Below are 19,150 nucleotides of genomic sequence, written 5' to 3'. Positions count from 1 at the left end.
CAAACACTTGTGAACTTTTTCATATTAAATGTGAAAGAAAAAAGAGAGAAATGGAAGTATGATAATGAGTTGTTTAAGGCTTGAAAACTAGGGAGTTAAATGGTTGAATATAGACAACGTAAATTTATTGAAGGCATAAAAAAACCGCTCACATTAATGTAAGCGGTTAGATGTATTATCAACTTAATGTTATACCAATTTTCTGATTTCCATAATAATGGATTGACCAGGTTGTAGTGTACCAGATACCCAGTTGTCTACAAACTCATACTCTTTTTGTTCTACAAAATCCCAATACTTACCATTGTTAGTACCTGGAATGTTTAAGTAGAAATCTTGTTGATTGTGAAAGTCTGTATTGACTAAAACAAGAACAGTATGGTCTAGGTGCCATGGATCAAAACGTTCAAACCCAATTACACTATCATAAGAATTCTCAGGGTAATGAATTGTCATAGAGTTTTCATTACCTCTTAAGTATTCGTTGTTTAACATCCATCCAAACTGATTATAAATTGAATTGATATACTTGATGTATCCAATTAAGTTATGATCGTTATTCCATCTTAAAGCAGATTTATAGAATAAAGGAAGACGTTGGTTACTATAGTAATCGGTCTCTGATTGCAAGAAGTTTAGTCCCGTATTCACAGGCCATTCTTCAAGTAATTCAAATCCTTGGTGAATTAAAGGAATAGAATTAGGTAAAAACTTATTTAAAACATAACTAATTCTACAATGAGGTTCTCCACCTCTCATCATAGCACGTGGTGTGTTATGAGTTTCGGGAGTACCATAATATGGCAATGCAAGATAGTCGTTAGAATCTTGTACAATTCTTTGAATACCATCACGCTTATCTCTAGCAGTAACCCTCCATTCGTGACCTAAAACAGCATTAAATCCTGCGTCTCTACTTTTTTGAGTAACATCAAAGTTTTCTTCACAGAAAGCAAAGTCAGGGTCATTTTTTCTCGCCTTATGGATAATTTCTTCCATTAAAGGTTGAGGTAGGGCATGTCCCATATCAATCATTACCCCATCAATACCAAATTGTTGGTAATGAGGAATAACACCACTTATTTTATCCCAAAGTGGACGATTAACGTGGTTTGGTTGAGCCAATTCCGGATTATAATAACGGATGGTATCATAAGCAATGTAATTATAATCATTAGGCTGATGCTCATAAGGAAAATCATACATTCTTAGATAAGTAACATCCGACCATGCAGGTTGAATATCATCAGGGGGCCAGTCCGCAAATGCACCAGGGATAATTAGTGCACCCTCATCAGTGTAGGCAACAAATTTACCGTCCTCGATCTTAATTTGTTCAGGGCGAGGTGGTTTTTTAAATAATGATCTATATTCTGCACTAGGAGCGAAGTGGAATCCGCCACCCTTTGGAATTTTCTTAATTTCAGTAAGTTCGTGAGCAGGGAATTCTGGAGAATGGTACTCATGAGCTCTATTTCTATCAATCCAATAGAACCATTCAGGATTTGTAGTTACCCAATCACCACCTAAAGAAGAGGTTCTTAGTACAAATTCCATAATTACTCGCATACCCATCATGTGAGCTGCTTCAACGAATGCTTCAAATTGTTCCTCTACAGTAAAAGGAATCAAAGGATCTGCTAAATTAGGATCTAATTTATATTGATCTTTAATAGCATAAGGAGAACCAAGGTCACCACGATTACCATCTTCACCAATACTAGTGATTGGTAACATGTATACCGTATTACAACCTAAGTTTCTGATATATTTTAATAAAGCAATACACTTTAATAATGTACCAGTTTCTCTAAAACCATTTTCACTTGATGTGATATCCATTCTATAATCAGATCCAACGTGACCGTCGTTATCATGATCATATGCGGTGGTTAGTCTTGGGAAGATATTGTAAAAACTTGAGAAATAGGTCCAGTCTCCACCATTACCGTGAACATCACTTCTTAATTTAGATAATGAATAATTATAATTAACATTACTATCTGTAGGAGCTGTTATTTCTTTAATAGCTTCCTTAAAGAAAGTCATCGGGTTGGTTTCTACTGGAGCAGAAGCACCTTGTTCTTGTCCAAGCCAAAGTGAAGGAACAAAATAACTTCTCGTTTCTTTTGCCTCATTTGCTTCTAAGTACTCAAGAATTTTGAGCAATTTAGATTCTTTTTTCATACTTACTATACAAGAGATTTTTTAATAACGTTGAATACATCAACTAATCTTACTTTAAAATACGATCTTTTTATAAATTTTGATGCCCTATTGGATATAGTTTTTGTTAACATTTGATTGCAACGCGTTTCGATACTAATAAATATTTATAATTTTATGTTGATAAACATTATGTGTATTGTCTAATGTTTTTTTTCTACTTTTGTATTACTTGACTTTCGGAAAAACAATAAAGGCTGTTTCAATCTGATTCTTATACAGATAAACAGTGATATCAGAACAAATTAAACAACAATTTATCGAAATCAAGACGGCAGGGGAATAGAAGTTTTAAATAATTGGGTACGTTAATATATCATCCGTGTAAGGGCTATATATTAAACAACCGAATTAAGAATTTATTATCTTGGAATAAATTAAATAGAGGAAATAATTACTTAGATAATAAAGAAACTTTTGTTGATACACCCATACGTTTAAAACTTTCTAAAGTGTATTAAATTAGCAGTCAATAAATTTTTTAAATGTTTAAATTAGCATCTCGAGTTAGCTATATAATTTTTAATTTTGTTGATTGATTATAAAATTGAGTTTTTAATACTTAAGACGAAAAGATAACTTCTTAAAAATAACCTATTTGTAGATAAAATTGAGTTCACAGAGCAAATCAATATTGAGTGTGATCGCTTTAACCACCTTTAGTTTTTTAATTATTGGTTTTAAAGTTTACGAGAATGGCGGAAGTCAATCTAAAAAGCTTGCTTTTGAGGTAACAAAAGAAAGAGCAGTTAGATATGGTGAGTCTATTGAATCTCGTTTGCAAACTTTATTATCTGAAATGAGGTTGATGGGATCCACAATGAAAATCATTGGTGAAAAATCCAAAGAATCAGATGAAATAATGTTGGCTCTTCTTACGAATACCGTATCACAATATAACAATATTGAATATTTGTGGATGGCTTTATTAGATAGTACCAATCAAGATTCTACTGTTTATAACCCTAAGTTTTACGATAAAGAAATTGTTGATCCCAACTCAAATCAAATTTCCCATGAAGTAATTCAAGATAAACTTAATTGGGATGACTTCTTTTTAAAAGATAGAATTTTAGCTTCTAAAGAGTCATTTGTAACCTTACCTAAACATATCAAAAAGAGTAAAGAAAAAAATATCTTTGCTGTACATGTAGTATTACCATTTTTTGATGAAAATAAAAAAATTGTTGGAGCGGTAGGCACGGCTATCCGTTTAGCTTTCTTCCAAAATTTTATTGATGAAAATGATAATAAAGATAATAGGTATATCTGTATTGCAGCTCCAAACGGACAAATTGTTGGGTCGATAAATCAAGAAGATATCGGGTTAAATGATGGTATTCCTCCGTATTTATTCGCCTCTTTAAGAAACGATCAGAAAGTATCGCGTATTGTAGAAAGTGAGAACGGAGATGAAAGTTACTATGAAATGTTATTTCCTATAAAGATTCAAGGAATGACAGAACCGTGGGTTATTACAACAAGAGTTCCATTAGAAACAGTATTAAAAAGTTCTATAGCATCAAGAAATTTCACTCTAGGTTTAACCTTAGTACTTTGGGTTATCATTACTGTTTCATTAGCCTTTATGAGTAATAAATGGAGAGGTGAACTTAGACAAAGAAAGATAGTTGCAGAAGAGTACAAAAAAACCAACGAACTACTCAGAAATATTTTAGATAATTCTGATCACATCATGGTATATACCTTAGATCGTGATAAAAGAATGCTGAGTTGTAATGAAAAATTCATGAAAATAACAGAAATGTTAACCGGTAAGAGATTACAAAAAGGGGACTATCTGTTAGATATTTACAATGATATTAGAGAAGATAACAAACATATTTTCCAAGACGATTATTTTGATAGATGTATCAAAGGTGAAGACCTTGTTGTAGTTGATAAATTTAAAGGATATTACTTTGAACAATTCTTTAATCCGTTTAGAAATACACAGGGCAATATTATAGGTATTACCAGTTTCTTAGTGGATGTCACTGAATTAAAAGATGCTCAAAAACAATTAGAAGTACATAAAAATCACTTAGAATTATTAGTAGAGAAGAGAACAAAACATATCGAAAGACAAAATGAAGCTTTACGTACTCAATCAGATAAATTGAGAGTTGCTCATGATGAAATTCGAGATCAAAACCACGAGATTCAAAATAAAAATCAAGCATTAAGTAATTCTCTAAAAGAAACAGAATCTACATTACTTAAGCTGAAAGAGATGCAAGATCAATTAGTTAGTTCTGAAAAATTAGCTTCTATCGGTCAATTAACTGCAGGCATTGCCCATGAAATTAATAACCCTATCAACTTTGTAGCAAATAATGTTTTGCCTCTAAAAGATGATATTGAAGATTTAACGATAGCCTTTAACGAATTAACCAAACACGTTGAAGATAACATTGTAGAGGAAATAGAAGATCAGTACGAAATTTCGTTTGTAATTGATGAAATTAGTGAGCTATTAAATGGTATAGAAGAAGGTGCTACAAGAACAACTCAAATTGTAATGGACTTAAAAACATTTGCAAGAATGGATGCGGCACAATTTGTAGATGCTAACCTTGAAGAAGGTATCGATACTTCTCTTGGCCTTCTGAATAATAAATTGAAAAATAGAGTAGAAGTACATAAAGAATATGAAGGGATACCTTTGGTAAGCTGTAACGAAAGTAAAGTAAACCAAGTCTTTATGAATATATTAAACAATGCCGAACAAGCTATTGAAGGAGAAGGAAACCTTTATATAAAAACATGGAGTAAAAATGACTACATCTACATCAGAATAAAAGATGATGGAAAAGGGATGGATAAAGAAACCATAAGTAAAGTGTTTGATCCTTTCTTTACTACAAAACCAGTTGGTTTGGGAACAGGTTTAGGTATGTCTATTTCTTTTGGTATTATCCAGGATCATAATGGTGATATTAAAGTAGCTTCTGCTCCAGGAAAAGGAACTTCTTTTACTATTTCTCTACCAATTAAAGGACTACAGCATTCCGAGGAGTAATTGATCTTCTTCCACTTTTTTACAATGTTTGAATATTGTACAATTAGAAAGTTATTCACAATTTTGAGGAAATTTGTGAATGTTTATCAAAATTGTGAACAACTTATCAATTAAATCACATCATGCAGAGCAAATACATAGTTTTTGTTTATATCTTTTTCTTTTTGCTGGTAGATTCAAAAAGTTATTCACAATCACGGGAGTTTGTCTTCTATCCTGTACAAGGTGGTTTAATATCAGAACAATTAAAGTCAATATCTTATACAGACGATGGTATTATTTGGGGAGCTACTGATAATGGTATCATGAAGTTTGATGGTAATACCACTGAGTTCATTCATTCTAAGTTACCAAGCCATTATATTAAATCTCTAACTAGGGGAAAAGATCATTCTATTTATGTTATTCATGATCTTGGAATTGCTAAAATTACCTCAGGAGACAATCAATTTGATATACAACCAATTTTAGAAGGTAGTACAACCCTTTCTCCTAATTTTCTATATTATCCTAAAAGTATTTTTGAAGTAACTCCAAATGAATATTGGATTGGAGAAACATCCACTATAGTTCACTATATCGACAACAAAATCAAAAGATATACACTCACCGGTGAATCACAATCTCCACATTATGTTCGTTCCGTACTATTTGAAATTGACGGATATAAACGCACATGGGCGTTTAGCTATAATGTAGGTATTTTTACTTTTGATAAAGAACAAGACGATTTAGTTCAAGTTACATTACCCCAAGATCTTCATAATATAGCCTACGTTGAAAAAGTGGGTTTTAAAACTTTTTGGATCGGAGGTAAAGAAGGTGTTTTCGAGATGACAGTCAATAGAGAGGGACAGATTAGTACTTGGAAAAAGTTATGTGATATAAAAGACGTTTCTTCTGCTTGTCAATTGAAAGATAAACAATTGATGGTAGGAACATGGAACGATGGAGTCTACTATGTTGATCTATCGAAAAGTGATCCTAAAGTTCGAAAACTTCATTTAAATGGTATGGAAGATATTATTGATTTGAAGAGAGTAGAAGGACAAGGTATTTGGGTGACAGGTACCGAAAGTATGGGACTATTAAAGGAGGCTCCTTTTAAGTCTATTGATATCGTTACAAAACATCGTATTGTTGAATCAGCCAAAGAAGTAGCAAAGGGAAGAATAATAATCTCTTTAGGAGATAGCTTAAGGCAATTAGAATGGGTGAATGGAAATTGGATACAAACTTATCTATACGAATGTCCAGAACGATCTAGGGTATTTACTTTATTTAATGATGAGTTATATATCGGTACATATGATGGCCATATTTTTAAGACACCATTAAATAATAATAGATTTGAAAAATTAGATAAAGTAGATGTAAAAGGATCTATTATTTCCATGTTTGTTGATGAAGAAAATCATTTGTGGGCAGTAGGGGAATATGATCAAGGACTACTTAAATTAAATGGAGACGACGTCACGATCATTCAAAAAGAAGTATTGAATGGGACACATGTGATAAAGGGTGAAGGTACATTCTACATTGGAGGAAGAAATGCCTCTCAATTACTTTCTAAATTCAATTATAAAACTCAAACATTTGAAAGCCTTAATTTGAAGTTTCCTCGAAAAGTGGATCAAAATATAAGTATTAATGATTTACTTATAAATGATGGATTAGTGTATATCGCTACAACAGATGGTTGTTATTACTTTAATGCATCATTAGAGAAAAATGAAATCACTTTAGAAGAAATGATTGTTAGAGGATTGCCTCAGACTACTTCTTATAAAGCTATTGCTCAAACTAAAGATCAAGCTATTTGGTTGGCATCATTTAATGCATTAATCCGAGTTAAAAATCAAAAAGTTCAATATTTTGATAAGACTTACGGACTTCCTTCAAACGCAATTAAACTCCAAGGTTTAGAGTGTGATTCTGAAGGTAGATTGTGGATCGCTACCGAAAAAGGATTGGTTATTTCTGATCATTCTCCATTATTAGAGGACAAGACTTCAGTCCCAAAAATTAGATTATATACATTGGAAAATGCCAAAGAGTATTTATGGGATCAATCCAATGCCGAACTGCCTTATGAAAGTAACATTAAGCTAAAATTTGATCATCAATTTTTTCCAAATGATAATGTAAAATATCAATATAGAATACGTTCTGTAGATTCAACTTGGACTTTACCTTCAAAAGTTGATGAGCTAACGTTATTGAACCTTACAAATGGTAATTATCTTTTTGAGGTGAAAGCTCAGCAGTTGGGATACCAAATGAGTGATATCGCCAGCTTTGAATTTAGAATTATTACTCCTTTTTATAAAAAGTCATGGTTTTATGTAATACTATTTATTTTACTAACCACAGTAATTGTCTTTTTATTTAAAAGGCATAATAAGAAACTAAAAGAAAAAGGGAAGCGCTTGGAGTATTTAGTAGAAATGAGAGCAAAAGAAATTGCTACTCAAAGAACTAAAATTATGGATCAGCAACAAGAACTCTATCAGAAAAAACAAAGAATTTCTGATGCTGAACATGAGATCGCTAAAGCGGAATTAAAAAACTCTCAATTAAGAGAAGAAAAGCTTTCCGAATTATTAGAACAACGAAACAAGCACCTTACAGTAGTGACTTTAAATATTGTTGAAAAAAGTAACTTTATGCAAAGTCTAAGAAAGCAGTTGAAAATACTAGAAAAGGATAATAATCAGTTGAAAAGTATTTTGAAACCAATTTATAAAACACTAGATCAGAGCGAAAAAACGGATAAAGATTGGGAAGAGTTTCAACATTATTTTGAAGGGGTACACAAAGATTTTAATAGAAAATTAAAAGAGCAACACCCTTCTTTAACATCACATGATCTTAGGCATTGTTCTTTAATTCGATTGAATTTAAGTTTAATAGAATGTGCGAATTTATTAGGTATCTCTCAAGATAGTTTAAAAACATCTAGGTACCGTCTTAAAAAGAAATTAGAGTTACCTGTAGATCAACAATTGCAAGATTATATTCTTACTTTTAATGTAAATAGTTCTACTAATCCAGGTATTTCTGAATAGTGGCTTTTCTCTTTATTTTTAAAGTTTCTGTTTTTTCAAACTTGGGTAAAGAAACCACTTGTCGAGGTATCTCATATTTACCCAATGTCTTTTGTATTAATTCTGAAAGCTGATCAATTTCAGTACCCTTTAGCTGAATGCCTTCAACAAATAATGTTACTTCTTCTCCTAGATCTTCATGAGGTATACCTCCAACAAATAAATTGATATTTTGATAACCAATGTCTTTTAAAACGACATTAATAGCAGCTTCCACTTTTTCAGCCTGTACTTTTACGCCACCGCTATTGATAATGTTATCGGCTCTGCCTAACCAAAGAAATGAGTTGGAAGAAATAAGAGTAACTACATCATTTGTTTGTAATTTTTGATGATTACTCATAGGACCATTCACCCATAAACAATCTCTATTGTCAACACCAATATGTACATCAGGTAATGTATGATAGTTGGCATCTGCATTGGCATGAATTTTTTTAAGAGCAATGTGAGAGACAGTTTCCGTCATTCCGTAAGTTTGAAATACCTCCACCTTCGAAAGTTCTTTTTTGATTCTGTTTTCTAAATTCTCAGTAATAGGAGCACCACCAATAATCAATTTTTTTGTTGATAAAAAGTCTGGATATCCATCTGCACAGTCTAATGAAAACTGTACTTGTATGGGTGCCATTGCAATAAAATCATAAGGTTGAGGCAAATTATGTTCTCTAAATGGAGCAGAACAAGGAGGCACTACTGTAGCAAACATGTCTTGTTCCATACATCTTACGAGCATCATTTTTCCAGCAATGTAGTTTGTATTTAGACACACTAATGCATGATCTCCTTTTTTTAAATTTAAAAAGGCTACAGTAGCAGAAGCACTGCTTTCCATTTGTTTCCTTAAGATTTGAATTTCTTTTGGAGCACCCGTGGATCCAGATGATTGAAGGGAGAAAGTTTGGGTATTATTCAACCATTCAAAGCAGAATAATAGTATTGGATCAATAAAATCATCTCCTTCCATTTGGAAGTTTCCTTGCTGAATGTCTTTGTAAGAATATGTTTTATCTAAGATATATAAATTCATTTTTCACATTAATTAAGTTAGGAAACCTTTAGATGTTTGTTATACTAGGAATGATAATTGATCTTTGAAGATATACCATCACTCGGTCATAATATTTGACTTTTTATAGATACTTATTGACCCATCAATTTCTGAAATTCATACAAACTTATGAAGTACCTAAAATATTATAACAATATAATCTCTACTTTTTCTTTTATTTTCTTAATTCCTTTTAGTGTATTAAGTCAATCAAAAGAGCATACGCTAATAAAAACATTTTATGATGATTGGGCAGGAATAGTAGCAGAGGAGTTTTATGTGTTGGAAGGAGATTCAAATAGAATAGACGGAGAATACAAAAGATATTTTCCTGGTTCTGATAATTTGATTGTTAAATCTCATTACAAAGACGGTAAATTAGAAGGAGAGTTTTTTGAGTACTTCGAGAACGGAAGAGTTCATTTTAAAGTGCATTATAAAAACGATATGAAGCACGGTGAGTATACTTCATTTTATGTAGAAGGAATGAAAAAAACGGTGGCTCATTTTAAACAAGATCAGATGGTGGGTGTAATGAAAAAATACTTTCCTGATGGTAAACTGAAAGTAGAACATAACATCAAAAATAATTACTGGAAAGAATACTACCCTTCAGGTCAATTGATGAATGAATCAGAAATGTTAGGGGAACAAAGAAATGGTATCACTAAAGTATATGATGAGAAAGGAAATTTAATACAGAAAGGAAATTACAAAGAAGGTAAAATTGATGGGAAGTATATTACCTATTTTCCAGCTTCAACCACTGCACAGAAAGAAAGTGATTTTGTGATGGGGAAATTGGAAGGAGAGTCAAAAGAATACTATCCTTCAGGTAAATTAAAACAAGTAATTCCTTTTGAAAATAATATAGAACACGGTCTTCGATTAGAGTATTATGAGTCTGGACAACTAATGTCTGAAAACAAAATGGTTCGTGGTAGAAGTACAGGTAATTATAAAAACTATTATCAAAATGGTCAGTTAATGTCTGAAATGATTACTGCTTTAGGGAAAGAACAAAAAGGAGTTTTTAGAGATTTCTCTGAGAGTGGGGTTTTATTACAAGAAGGGCACATGCAGCAAGGTAAAATGCATGGAATAACTAAAATGTATTATGATGATAGTGCTTTGAAACAAGTTTTTAACTATCAGAAAGGTTTAAAAAAGGGGGCGCAGAAACAATATTATGAAGACGGTACCACTTTAATGATGGTAGAAACATATGCCAAAAATGAAACAGAAAATTCGACAAAAGAATACTTTGAGAATGGTCAGTTAAAAACCGAAGGTAAACTGATTAAGAAGTTAAAAACTGGAGCATGGAAAACTTATTATGCAAATGGTAAGTTAAAGACTACAAAGAACTACATTAATGGTTTTGAAGACGGCGAAAGTTTGATTTATAATCAAGAAGGTGTGTTAATGACTCGGGAAAAATATAGAAAAGGCCGTTTAGTAGGTATTCATATTGAATATTTTGATGATGGTGAAACTGTATTAATGGAAGTACCTTATGACAAAGGATACATCTACGGAGTAATTAAAAAGTATTATCGAAATGGTCAAATCCGAGAAAAAGGAAAACAATACAAAGACAAGAAATTAGATACTTGGCAATATTTTGATAAAAGTGGTACTTTGGAAAAAGAAGAAATTTATAATAAAGGGACACTTTTAGAAGTTAAATACCCCAACGAATAATATGAGAATAGATAAATATCTTTGGTGCGTAAGAATCTTTAAAACACGTACCGTAGCCACAGATGCTTGTAAAAAAGAAGAGGTTTTATTAAATGGAAATGTTCCTAAACCATCACAGAAAATAGCGACAGGAGACATTGTAGAGGTTAAGAAGGATCCTATATGGAGGAAATTTAAGGTTGTCAATCTTATTGATAAGAGAGTAGGAGCTTCTTTAGTGAATGACAATGTCCAAGAAATTACTTCAAAAGAGGAATTGTCTAAGCTGAAAGATTATATCGATGAGAAACGATTTTACTTAAATAAGTAAAAGAAAATAGATACGAAAAAAAGAGATAGTTTTAATCTATCTCTTTTTTTTGTTTACATTTATTTATAAATTGATGTAACAAAGATTAACCTAAAGGATTATACTCAAACTCAGCCAAAATGGAAAACCTTCACATCATATTTTTAGTTATGTATTTTGCTATTGGTATAGCAGCTTGGTCATTTTACCAATCGTTTTTTCATGATGGAGGAACTGACGATTCTCCATTGAACAACGATAATGACGATAACGATAATAATGGTGGTTGGCCTGTATCTCCAAATGACCCAGATTTAGATTTACCTCCAGGTATTTATATTTTACCTCCAGGTGCTACAGATCCTAGTAAAAAAGACAAAGGACTATTGGTATAGCAATGTGCTAGAAACTAATTTTTCCTAAGGTTTTTTCTAATGTTTTTTGCCTGAAGACTTAACCCTTCTTTATTAGGGACAATCTTTAATAACTTTTCTAAATGATTTAAAGATAATTTTTCGAGTTTAAGTTCTCTATAAATAGTACTTAGACCCGAGAGTGCAGCAAAGTGCCTAGGCTCTAATTCTAATACTTTATTTAAATCTTCTATAGCCTTCTTAAACTCACCTCTCATGTAATAGCAAATCGCTCTTTTATTATAAACCTCAGAGTGATTTTTATTAAAAATTAATGCATGAGAATAAGTTGCAATGGCATCTTTAAACCTTTCCTTAGCAATTTGTTCTGTACCCAAATGAAATACGTCAATCATGAAGGGATCTTCAGTTTTTTGCCAAATTTGAAGAATTGAATTTTCTAAGTCACTTATTTTATCTTTATCAGTAGCAGTTTTTAATTGAGTAAATAAAACATCTACCTCTGTTGTATATTCTTTCATAGTGGTATGTTATTTAAAGTAAATTCCTTTACTTTTATGTTGAAATTGTCACTTGAGGTTAAAAAAACCATTAGTACAAACCCAATCGTTAATGAAAACGTGTCACATATGTTTAATACATTTCGTGCTTAAAAAAGTTTCTAACGATTAAATTCATTAGGGAAAAACTTAACATATCTTCATAGTTCATGAGAATAGTACAAACAATATCTAGCCTTTTAATATTATTTATCATCTTACCTACTTCTGTATATTCACAGATTTCAACAGGACGTACAAAAGAAATAATTGATACTTTATCGAGTGATGCATTAAGGGGGCGTTATGCTGGATCTGATGGAGAAAGACTAACTACAGAGTACATCAAAACAGAGTTTGAAAAGTATGGGCTTGTTCCTGCAGGTGATGAGGGTTCTTACTTTCAAAATATCAATAAGTTTGGAGTAGAGCTTATTTCTGAATCTCTTTTATTGAATAAAAAAGCTGTATCAACTTCTGATTTCTTTATAGATACTGATCGCTCTGATTGGATGCTTAAAAAGGCAAAATCACTGAAGGTGATAACTTTAGGAGAAGAGGATGATTTTAAAGATCAAAGAGAAAGTTTAATTAAAACCACCGAGCCTACTTTAGTATGGGTACAAGGAGATATGAACCAACAGCAAATGTCTCAGTTGAAAATAAAGTTGTCTAACAAAGAAAATTATTTAGATCAATTGGATGGTACTAGAAATATCATTTGGGTAAAAGATCAGCCAGAGGTTAGACAAAAATTCAAAAAAATTAAATTATCTTTTCAACAGAAAACCCATCAAATCGTCATGAGAAATGTCATGGCTAAAATTGAAGGGAACGGTCCAAGAGCTAAAGAAGTTGTAATGATCGGTGCTCATCATGATCATATAGGGATTTTACAGCAAATACAAGGCGATTCAATTGCTAATGGAGCAGACGACAATGCATCTGGAGTTTCTGCCGTTTTACAATTAGCAGAGTATTTTGGTAAGAGAAGAATAAAATATCCAAGAACTATATTGTTTGTCACTTTTACCGCAGAAGAATTAGGACTTATAGGTTCTGATTATATGGCAAATCATATGTCTGATGAAGAGCTTAAAAATATAGTAGCACTTATCAATATAGAGATGATTGGTAAACCTTCTGTAAATGGGAAAAGAAAGGCATATATAACAGGATATGACAAAAGTACGTTAGGAGCACAAATGGCAGAAACGGTATTAAAAAATCGTATCAATTTTAAATTGTTTGCCGATCCTTATGAAGATTTAGATTTATTTATGCGTTCTGATAATGCTCCATTTGCTGTAAGAGGAGTCATTGCACATACAGTTTCTTCTACAGATATTGATTTCGATACGTATTACCATACGGTAAACGATGAAGCAGAAACATTAAATTATCAGAATATTGTGGATGTTATTAAAGGATTGAGTGTGGCTATCGAGCCAATAGTTAGAGGAAGAATTACTCCTAAATTAAAGTAAGATCTGTCTAACCATAAATAAAAAGACCTTGATGAGTAATTGATTCATCAAGGTCTTTTTTGAATAAAAAAATATTATTGTGCTGCAGGAATATAATCTACAGTAAATGGTTTCGCATCATTTCCAAACAAAGAGGTGATGATAAATTCATATTTATATTTTTTTGTATTATCAATTTCTTTATCCTTGAAAGTAAGCTTAAGGTTTGTTTCGCCTTCAGCTAATTTTGTACTGATAGCCATTAAATTTTTATTTGCTTTTACTTTTTCATTAGAGCCTTCTTCTGTACGGTAGACATTAAATAAACTAAAGTGTTCAGGTAATGACGAAGCTTCATAAGTTACATCAATCTTTACTCCTTCTCCACCCAACCCTTTTTCAGTCTTTTTAGAAACTATAACCGGTTCGTCCTTTAATTTAGCATTTAAATCAAATTCTTTAGTAAATATAGGAGTAGTAGCCTCCTTACCATTAATCACTGGGAATAATCCATAGGTGATAACTTCTTTTTTTGGATCGATTTCTTTGAAACCAAAGCCTGTCATTAATGCAAATTTATATTCGGCTAAAATGCTTAAGTTCACCCAAAAAATCATTTTAGGATTTTCACCAACTGCTTTCATAAGTTCTTCGTTGGTTAAAGAAGATAATCCTTTCGGATCTTTCTCAAAAGCGTTTTTTTGATATTGCTTCATTTCTTCTAAAAAATCAGCATTGTCAGTAACATTATCTAAAGCTTTATCTTCTTTAAATCCTGGTAATAACGGAGTTTTAGTTAGTGTTACCCATTGATTTCCTGTAGAGGCACTTTTCTTTTTAATGACCATTTTTTCTAAACCAGCAGGCCATTCATTTACCGTCCATACTACTGACATTCCTTTACCGTCATATTCGCCCATCAAATGATAGGGGGTTTCTTCGTTTGGTACTGCATTTTCAGAACCAGAAGCAAGAAGTGTGAATGAAGTGACTAGTAGTAGGGAAGTAATAAAAAATTGTTTAAACATTGTATTAAAAAGTTATAGTTTATAAGTAAAATTAAAATAGATGATTTTTTTTTTGATAAAGAGTAAAAACGTTAAAATGTAGTTTATTTATCTTTTATGTTCAAAGGAATATTGAAATAGTATATTTTATCATATATATCATGGTTTTTTTACCATTAATATGACTTAAAAATAATGGTAGGTCTAACATCATTTGTTACTTTTGTATAAATTAAATTAGGGAACAAATAATTACTTTAATATGAGAGTCTTCCATCTCGTTTTTTTGATGATGTGTATAACACTAGGGCTTAACGCTCAAGTGAATAGGGTAGGTGTAAACGATGAATGGAATACTGACCTAGAAAATACGAATTTCAATTTGTGGCAATATCAAGCACTCACCCCTAGAGATGCTTTTAAAGCCATTAATCATCCTAAATTTTATAACGAAGAACGCGCTAAAGACTTTTATAAGGGTAACGAAAATGTTGTAGTGGTTTCTCAAGGTAGAGAACACAAGGCTTATCCTATGGAATTTTTAATGTTTCATCAGGTCATTAACGATAGAATAGGAGGCATGCCAATTGCCATTACTTATTGTCCTTTAACAGATGCTATTAAAGTATTTGAAAGACGTTTTGAAAGAAATGGTGTACAAAGAGAATTGGTTTTTGCTCCTTCAGGAATGGTACGTATGAGTAATGTTGTTTTGTATGATGAGCAATCGGAATCTTGGTGGCAACAATATACAGGTAAATGTGAAACGGGAGAATTAAGAAATCAGCAGTTAACAGAAAGAGATTGTATTCGAATGACTATGAATCAGTTTTATGATAATTGTAAATATGGTTTAGTGTTACGTTTCGATGAGAAAGATGATTTACTACCTTATGGAATCAACCCTTATTATAAGTACGATAATATTCTTACCGAAAAACCTTTGTTTCTTAATCATATGCCAGATGAACGTATGATGCCAATGGAGAGGGTGATTACACTTAATTTACGTGGTGATCATATGATTTACCCTTTAGAAGAAATTAGAAAGAAAAAAGTAATAAATGATACTCCAAACGATATGTACATCACAATTTTTTATGTGGATGGCAGTAAATCAATGTTAGACCAAAGGGAGATCAATCAATCTAAAGTAATAGGTTCAGCAGTGGCTTTTTCTTCATTGTATGATGGAGTTTGGTTATCGTTTTCTAAAAAAGATGGGTTGTATATCGACGAACAATCACAATCAAAATGGAACGTTATGGGAGAATGTGTAGACGGACATTTTAAGGGAGGTCACTTAACTCCTATACATACTACACAAAGTTTTGCCTTTCCTGAGCTTGAATTTTATTCTAAAAGTTTGATTTACAGTATTAATTGGTAATCATTTTAAATAAACCTATATTTTAACCTACTTAAGTAGTATTTTTGTACCAAGACCCTTTTTAAACAGGTATGAAAGATTTCAAAGCAATTCGATTATCTTATAAAAATACTCCTCTAGAAGTTAGAGGTAAGTTATCATTGTCGCAAGACGATTGTGAACAACTGTTGAAGACGTATCAGAAAGATCAACGTCTTAACGAACTGTTGTTTGTCTCTACGTGCAACAGAACGGAGGCTTATTATATGGCTGATGAGGATATATCTGATAGCTTAATCAAGGACATCTGTTCGATTAAAAATATTAAAGGAGCTGAAGCGAATAAATATTTTGAATCTGTTTGTGATCCCAAAGATGTACAAAATCACTTGTTCAGAGTGGCTATGGGTTTGGAGTCTCAAGTAGTAGGTGATATTCAAATTTCTAGTCAGGTAAAACGTGCGTATCAATGGACGGCTGATCATGAAATGGCAGGGCCTTATTTACACCGTTTGATGCATACAATTTTTAATGCTAACAAAAGAGTGCAAATAGAAACAGAATTTAGGGATGGCGCTGCTTCAGTATCTTATGCTGCAGTAGAAATGTTAGATGAATTAACTTCTGATATTAATGACCCCAAAATTCTTGTGGTTGGCTTAGGCGAAATAGGGACGGACGCCGTAAGAAACTTACAAAACACAGATATTTCTGATGTGACTATCATGAACCGTACCTTTAAGGTGGCGGAAGAGTTAGCCTCAGAAACAGGATATAAAACCAGACCTTTCGAAGAGTTATGGAAAGCAGCTAAAGAAGCTGATGTTATTATCTCTTCTTTACCAATTGCCGATTATTTTAATAAAGAAAATATATCTTCTTTAGATATTCTAGCTTTCAAATGTTTTATGGATTTATCTGTACCACGTTCTGTAGCTGAAGATGTAGAGGATATTCCTGGAGTGATTGTCTATACGGTTGATGATATTAACGCTAGAGCTGATAAGGCTTTAGAAAAGCGTATCAATGCAATACCACAAGTAGAAGCAATCATTGAGTGTTCATTATCTGAGTTTAATAAGAGAACGCAGGAAATGGAATTTTCTCCTATAATTAAAGGTTTAAAAAATACGCTTGAAGAAATTAGAGGGAAAGAAGTTCAAAAGTATGAAGATCAATTATCTTCTAAAGAAAAGAAGCAAGTAGAAAAGATTACAAAGAACTTGTTGAATAAAATCATGAAAGTTCCCGTACTTCAATTAAAAGCAACAGCATCTGTCAATAAAAAAGAAGGTCAAAAAATGGGTAAAATCATTACTGATTTATTTGATATTGATGTAGAGAAATAAATAATTTAAGAGATAGAAAAAAGTCCTTCGTTGAACATATTTCAACGAAGGACTTTTTTTATTGAAGTTTATTCTTTTTCAAGTACTTTTTCATGCCTTTCGTAAACTTCATTTCATTCACAGGGTTAGCACAATATTCGAAAAATAAAACGATCCCTCCTTTTTCAATTTCTACAGGGGTTAGTTTTTTATCGAGATTATCAAATGCAAATTTTGTTTGTGCCGCCATATACATGGCAAGATAATCCTCATCGCTATTCAATAAATTCATTCCTTCAGCAGAAATGGAAAAAGTATGATCTGGAGTGCCAGACATCCACTTTATAACGAAAGCGTAACCAGCTTTTCTTACCTCCTCCTTAAAAGTAGTTGGATTGCTTAAAAGGAAATCTACTACATTCTGTACAATTGGTTCTGCCTTTTTATAATCTTCTTTTTTCTCTAATGCTACAAATTCTTCCTGACCAAAAGAATGAAGCGAAATAAAAAGTAAAAGAAGAAAGGATAGTTGCTTTTTCATGGTAAATAGTTAATTAAAAAATAATAAGTTAGAAGTATTTTTTTTTTAGTATAAAAAAAGAATTTGTCATCCACATTAATGATGATGACAAATTCTTATAATATTTTCTATTGATTAATTGGATCAAGGGAATTTAGGGAATTTCGAGAAGTCTCGTTTTCTTTTCTGAAGGAAAGCATCTCTACCCTCTGTCGCCTCATCTGTGCCGTAAGCTAAACGAGTAGCTTCACCTGCATAAACTTGCTGCCCCACTAAACCATCATCAATTAGATTAAAGCCAAACTTCAACATCTTGATTGCTGTAGGAGACTTTGTCATGATTTCTTGTGCCCAATCAAAAGCAGTTTGTTCTAACTCTTCATGAGGTACAACTTTGTTAACCATACCCATTTCGTAAGCATCTTGTGCAGAATACTCAGCACCTAAGAAGAAGATTTCTCTTGCTCTTTTCTGACCTACCTGACGAGCTAAATAAGCAGAACCAAATCCACCATCAAAACTAGCTACATCAGCATCTGTTTGTTTAAACTTAGCATGTTCTTTACTTGCTATTGTCATATCACAAACAACATGTAAACTATGGCCACCACCAACGCACCAACCTGGAACGACAGCAATAACTACTTTATTCATGAAACGAATCTGACGTTGTACATCCAAAATATTGAATCTATTTACGCCATTTGATCCTTTATAACCTGTATTAGATCTAACACGTTGATCGCCACCAGAACAGAACGCCCATCCACCATCTTTTTGAGAAGGACCTTCACCGGTAATTAGAACAACACCAATTTCCTGACTTTCATGGCAAATAATTAAAGCTTCCCATATTTCATCAACGGTTTTCGGTGTAAATGCATTTCTGCATTCAGGTCTATTTATTGCGATTCTCGCTACACCATCCAAACTCTTGAAGGTGATTTCCTCATATTCTTTAATTGTTTTCCACTCTAGATTTGCCATTACAAAATTAGTTTGTGTTCGATTCTTACAAATGTAATGACAATAGACTAAACTTCGAATAGGTTTTTTAATATTTAAGAGGAAATGTTTAGTTGTTTAATTTTTGAAGCAGTCCCGTCTTAATGAGCAAACAGTGATATTGTTAGAGAGAAGATGTAGCT

At 32.1% G+C, this 19,150-nt stretch carries 14 protein-coding genes; 8 read left to right on the top strand and 6 right to left on the bottom strand.

What is annotated here, in order from left to right; translation table 11 throughout:
• Nucleotides 1-189 precede the first annotated feature (189 nt).
• Nucleotides 190-2,187, bottom strand: a complete 1,998-nt coding sequence (locus tag NH26_RS08380; protein WP_052432075.1) for an alpha-amylase family glycosyl hydrolase — start codon at nucleotides 2,185-2,187, stop codon at nucleotides 190-192.
• A 649-nt stretch (nucleotides 2,188-2,836) separates the two neighbouring features.
• Here NH26_RS08380 and NH26_RS08375 point away from each other — a divergent pair.
• Both NH26_RS08375 and NH26_RS08370 read left to right on the top strand, forming a co-directional pair.
• Entirely contained in the window at nucleotides 2,837-5,248 is a 2,412-nt protein-coding gene (locus NH26_RS08375; protein ID WP_084812107.1) for an ATP-binding protein, read from the top strand.
• A gap of 122 nt (nucleotides 5,249-5,370) precedes the next feature.
• Nucleotides 5,371-8,316, top strand: coding sequence for a ligand-binding sensor domain-containing protein (locus NH26_RS08370; RefSeq protein WP_139262942.1), 2,946 nt, complete (start codon nucleotides 5,371-5,373; stop codon nucleotides 8,314-8,316).
• On the opposite strand, the gene NH26_RS08365 is transcribed toward NH26_RS08370, so the two are convergent.
• Nucleotides 8,294-9,385, bottom strand: coding sequence for an AMP-binding protein (locus NH26_RS08365; RefSeq protein WP_044224830.1), 1,092 nt, complete (start codon nucleotides 9,383-9,385; stop codon nucleotides 8,294-8,296). The genes NH26_RS08370 and NH26_RS08365 overlap by 23 nt on opposite strands.
• A 150-nt stretch (nucleotides 9,386-9,535) precedes the next feature.
• Here NH26_RS08365 and NH26_RS08360 point away from each other — a divergent pair, with 150 nt between their 5' ends.
• The 3 genes from NH26_RS08360 (at nucleotide 9,536) to NH26_RS08350 (ending at nucleotide 11,794) form a co-directional block, all read left to right on the top strand.
• Entirely contained in the window at nucleotides 9,536-11,110 is a 1,575-nt protein-coding gene (locus NH26_RS08360; RefSeq protein WP_044224832.1) for a toxin-antitoxin system YwqK family antitoxin, read from the top strand.
• Between the two features lies 1 nt (nucleotide 11,111).
• On the top strand, nucleotides 11,112-11,420 hold the full coding sequence (locus NH26_RS08355; protein WP_071397122.1) for an RNA-binding S4 domain-containing protein: 309 nt from the start codon (nucleotides 11,112-11,114) through the stop codon (nucleotides 11,418-11,420).
• 119 nt (nucleotides 11,421-11,539) lie between these two features.
• The gene (locus tag NH26_RS08350) at nucleotides 11,540-11,794 is read left to right on the top strand and encodes a hypothetical protein (RefSeq protein ID WP_139262940.1); all 255 of its coding nucleotides are present in this window, start codon (nucleotides 11,540-11,542) and stop codon (nucleotides 11,792-11,794) included.
• 14 nt (nucleotides 11,795-11,808) lie between these two features.
• On the opposite strand, the gene NH26_RS08345 is transcribed toward NH26_RS08350, so the two are convergent.
• Nucleotides 11,809-12,294 (bottom strand): tetratricopeptide repeat protein, encoded by a 486-nt coding sequence (locus NH26_RS08345; RefSeq protein ID WP_044224837.1) that lies wholly within the window; start codon nucleotides 12,292-12,294, stop codon nucleotides 11,809-11,811.
• Nucleotides 12,295-12,482: 188 nt separating this feature from the next.
• On the opposite strand from NH26_RS08345, the gene NH26_RS08340 reads away from it, so the two are divergent.
• Complete coding sequence (locus NH26_RS08340; protein WP_052432077.1) at nucleotides 12,483-13,799, top strand: M28 family metallopeptidase; 1,317 nt, start codon at nucleotides 12,483-12,485, stop codon at nucleotides 13,797-13,799.
• A 74-nt stretch (nucleotides 13,800-13,873) separates the two neighbouring features.
• Here NH26_RS08340 and NH26_RS08335 read toward each other — a convergent pair whose 3' ends face one another.
• Entirely contained in the window at nucleotides 13,874-14,806 is a 933-nt protein-coding gene (locus NH26_RS08335) for a hypothetical protein (RefSeq protein WP_044224841.1), read from the bottom strand.
• A 268-nt stretch (nucleotides 14,807-15,074) separates the two neighbouring features.
• Here NH26_RS08335 and NH26_RS08330 point away from each other — a divergent pair, with 268 nt between their 5' ends.
• Together NH26_RS08330 and hemA are read left to right on the top strand one after the other, a co-directional pair.
• Nucleotides 15,075-16,175: a DUF3179 domain-containing (seleno)protein gene (locus tag NH26_RS08330; RefSeq protein WP_158021903.1), complete on the top strand. Its 1,101-nt coding sequence runs from the start codon at nucleotides 15,075-15,077 to the stop codon at nucleotides 16,173-16,175.
• A 71-nt stretch (nucleotides 16,176-16,246) separates the two neighbouring features.
• A complete protein-coding gene (hemA, locus tag NH26_RS08325; RefSeq protein ID WP_044224845.1) occupies nucleotides 16,247-17,503 on the top strand; it encodes a glutamyl-tRNA reductase in 1,257 nt (418 codons plus the stop codon).
• Nucleotides 17,504-17,561: 58 nt separating this feature from the next.
• Here hemA and NH26_RS08320 read toward each other — a convergent pair whose 3' ends face one another.
• Complete coding sequence (locus tag NH26_RS08320) at nucleotides 17,562-18,023, bottom strand: hypothetical protein (RefSeq protein ID WP_044224847.1); 462 nt, start codon at nucleotides 18,021-18,023, stop codon at nucleotides 17,562-17,564.
• Nucleotides 18,024-18,146: 123 nt separating this feature from the next.
• A complete protein-coding gene (locus NH26_RS08315; RefSeq protein WP_044224849.1) occupies nucleotides 18,147-18,989 on the bottom strand; it encodes a 1,4-dihydroxy-2-naphthoyl-CoA synthase in 843 nt (280 codons plus the stop codon).
• Nucleotides 18,990-19,150: the final 161 nt, after the last annotated feature.

The organism is Flammeovirga pacifica (genome assembly GCF_000807855.2).
Classification (GTDB): Bacteria; Bacteroidota; Bacteroidia; order Cytophagales; family Flammeovirgaceae; genus Flammeovirga; species Flammeovirga pacifica.
This window is presented reverse-complemented; position numbering and strand designations above follow the sequence as displayed.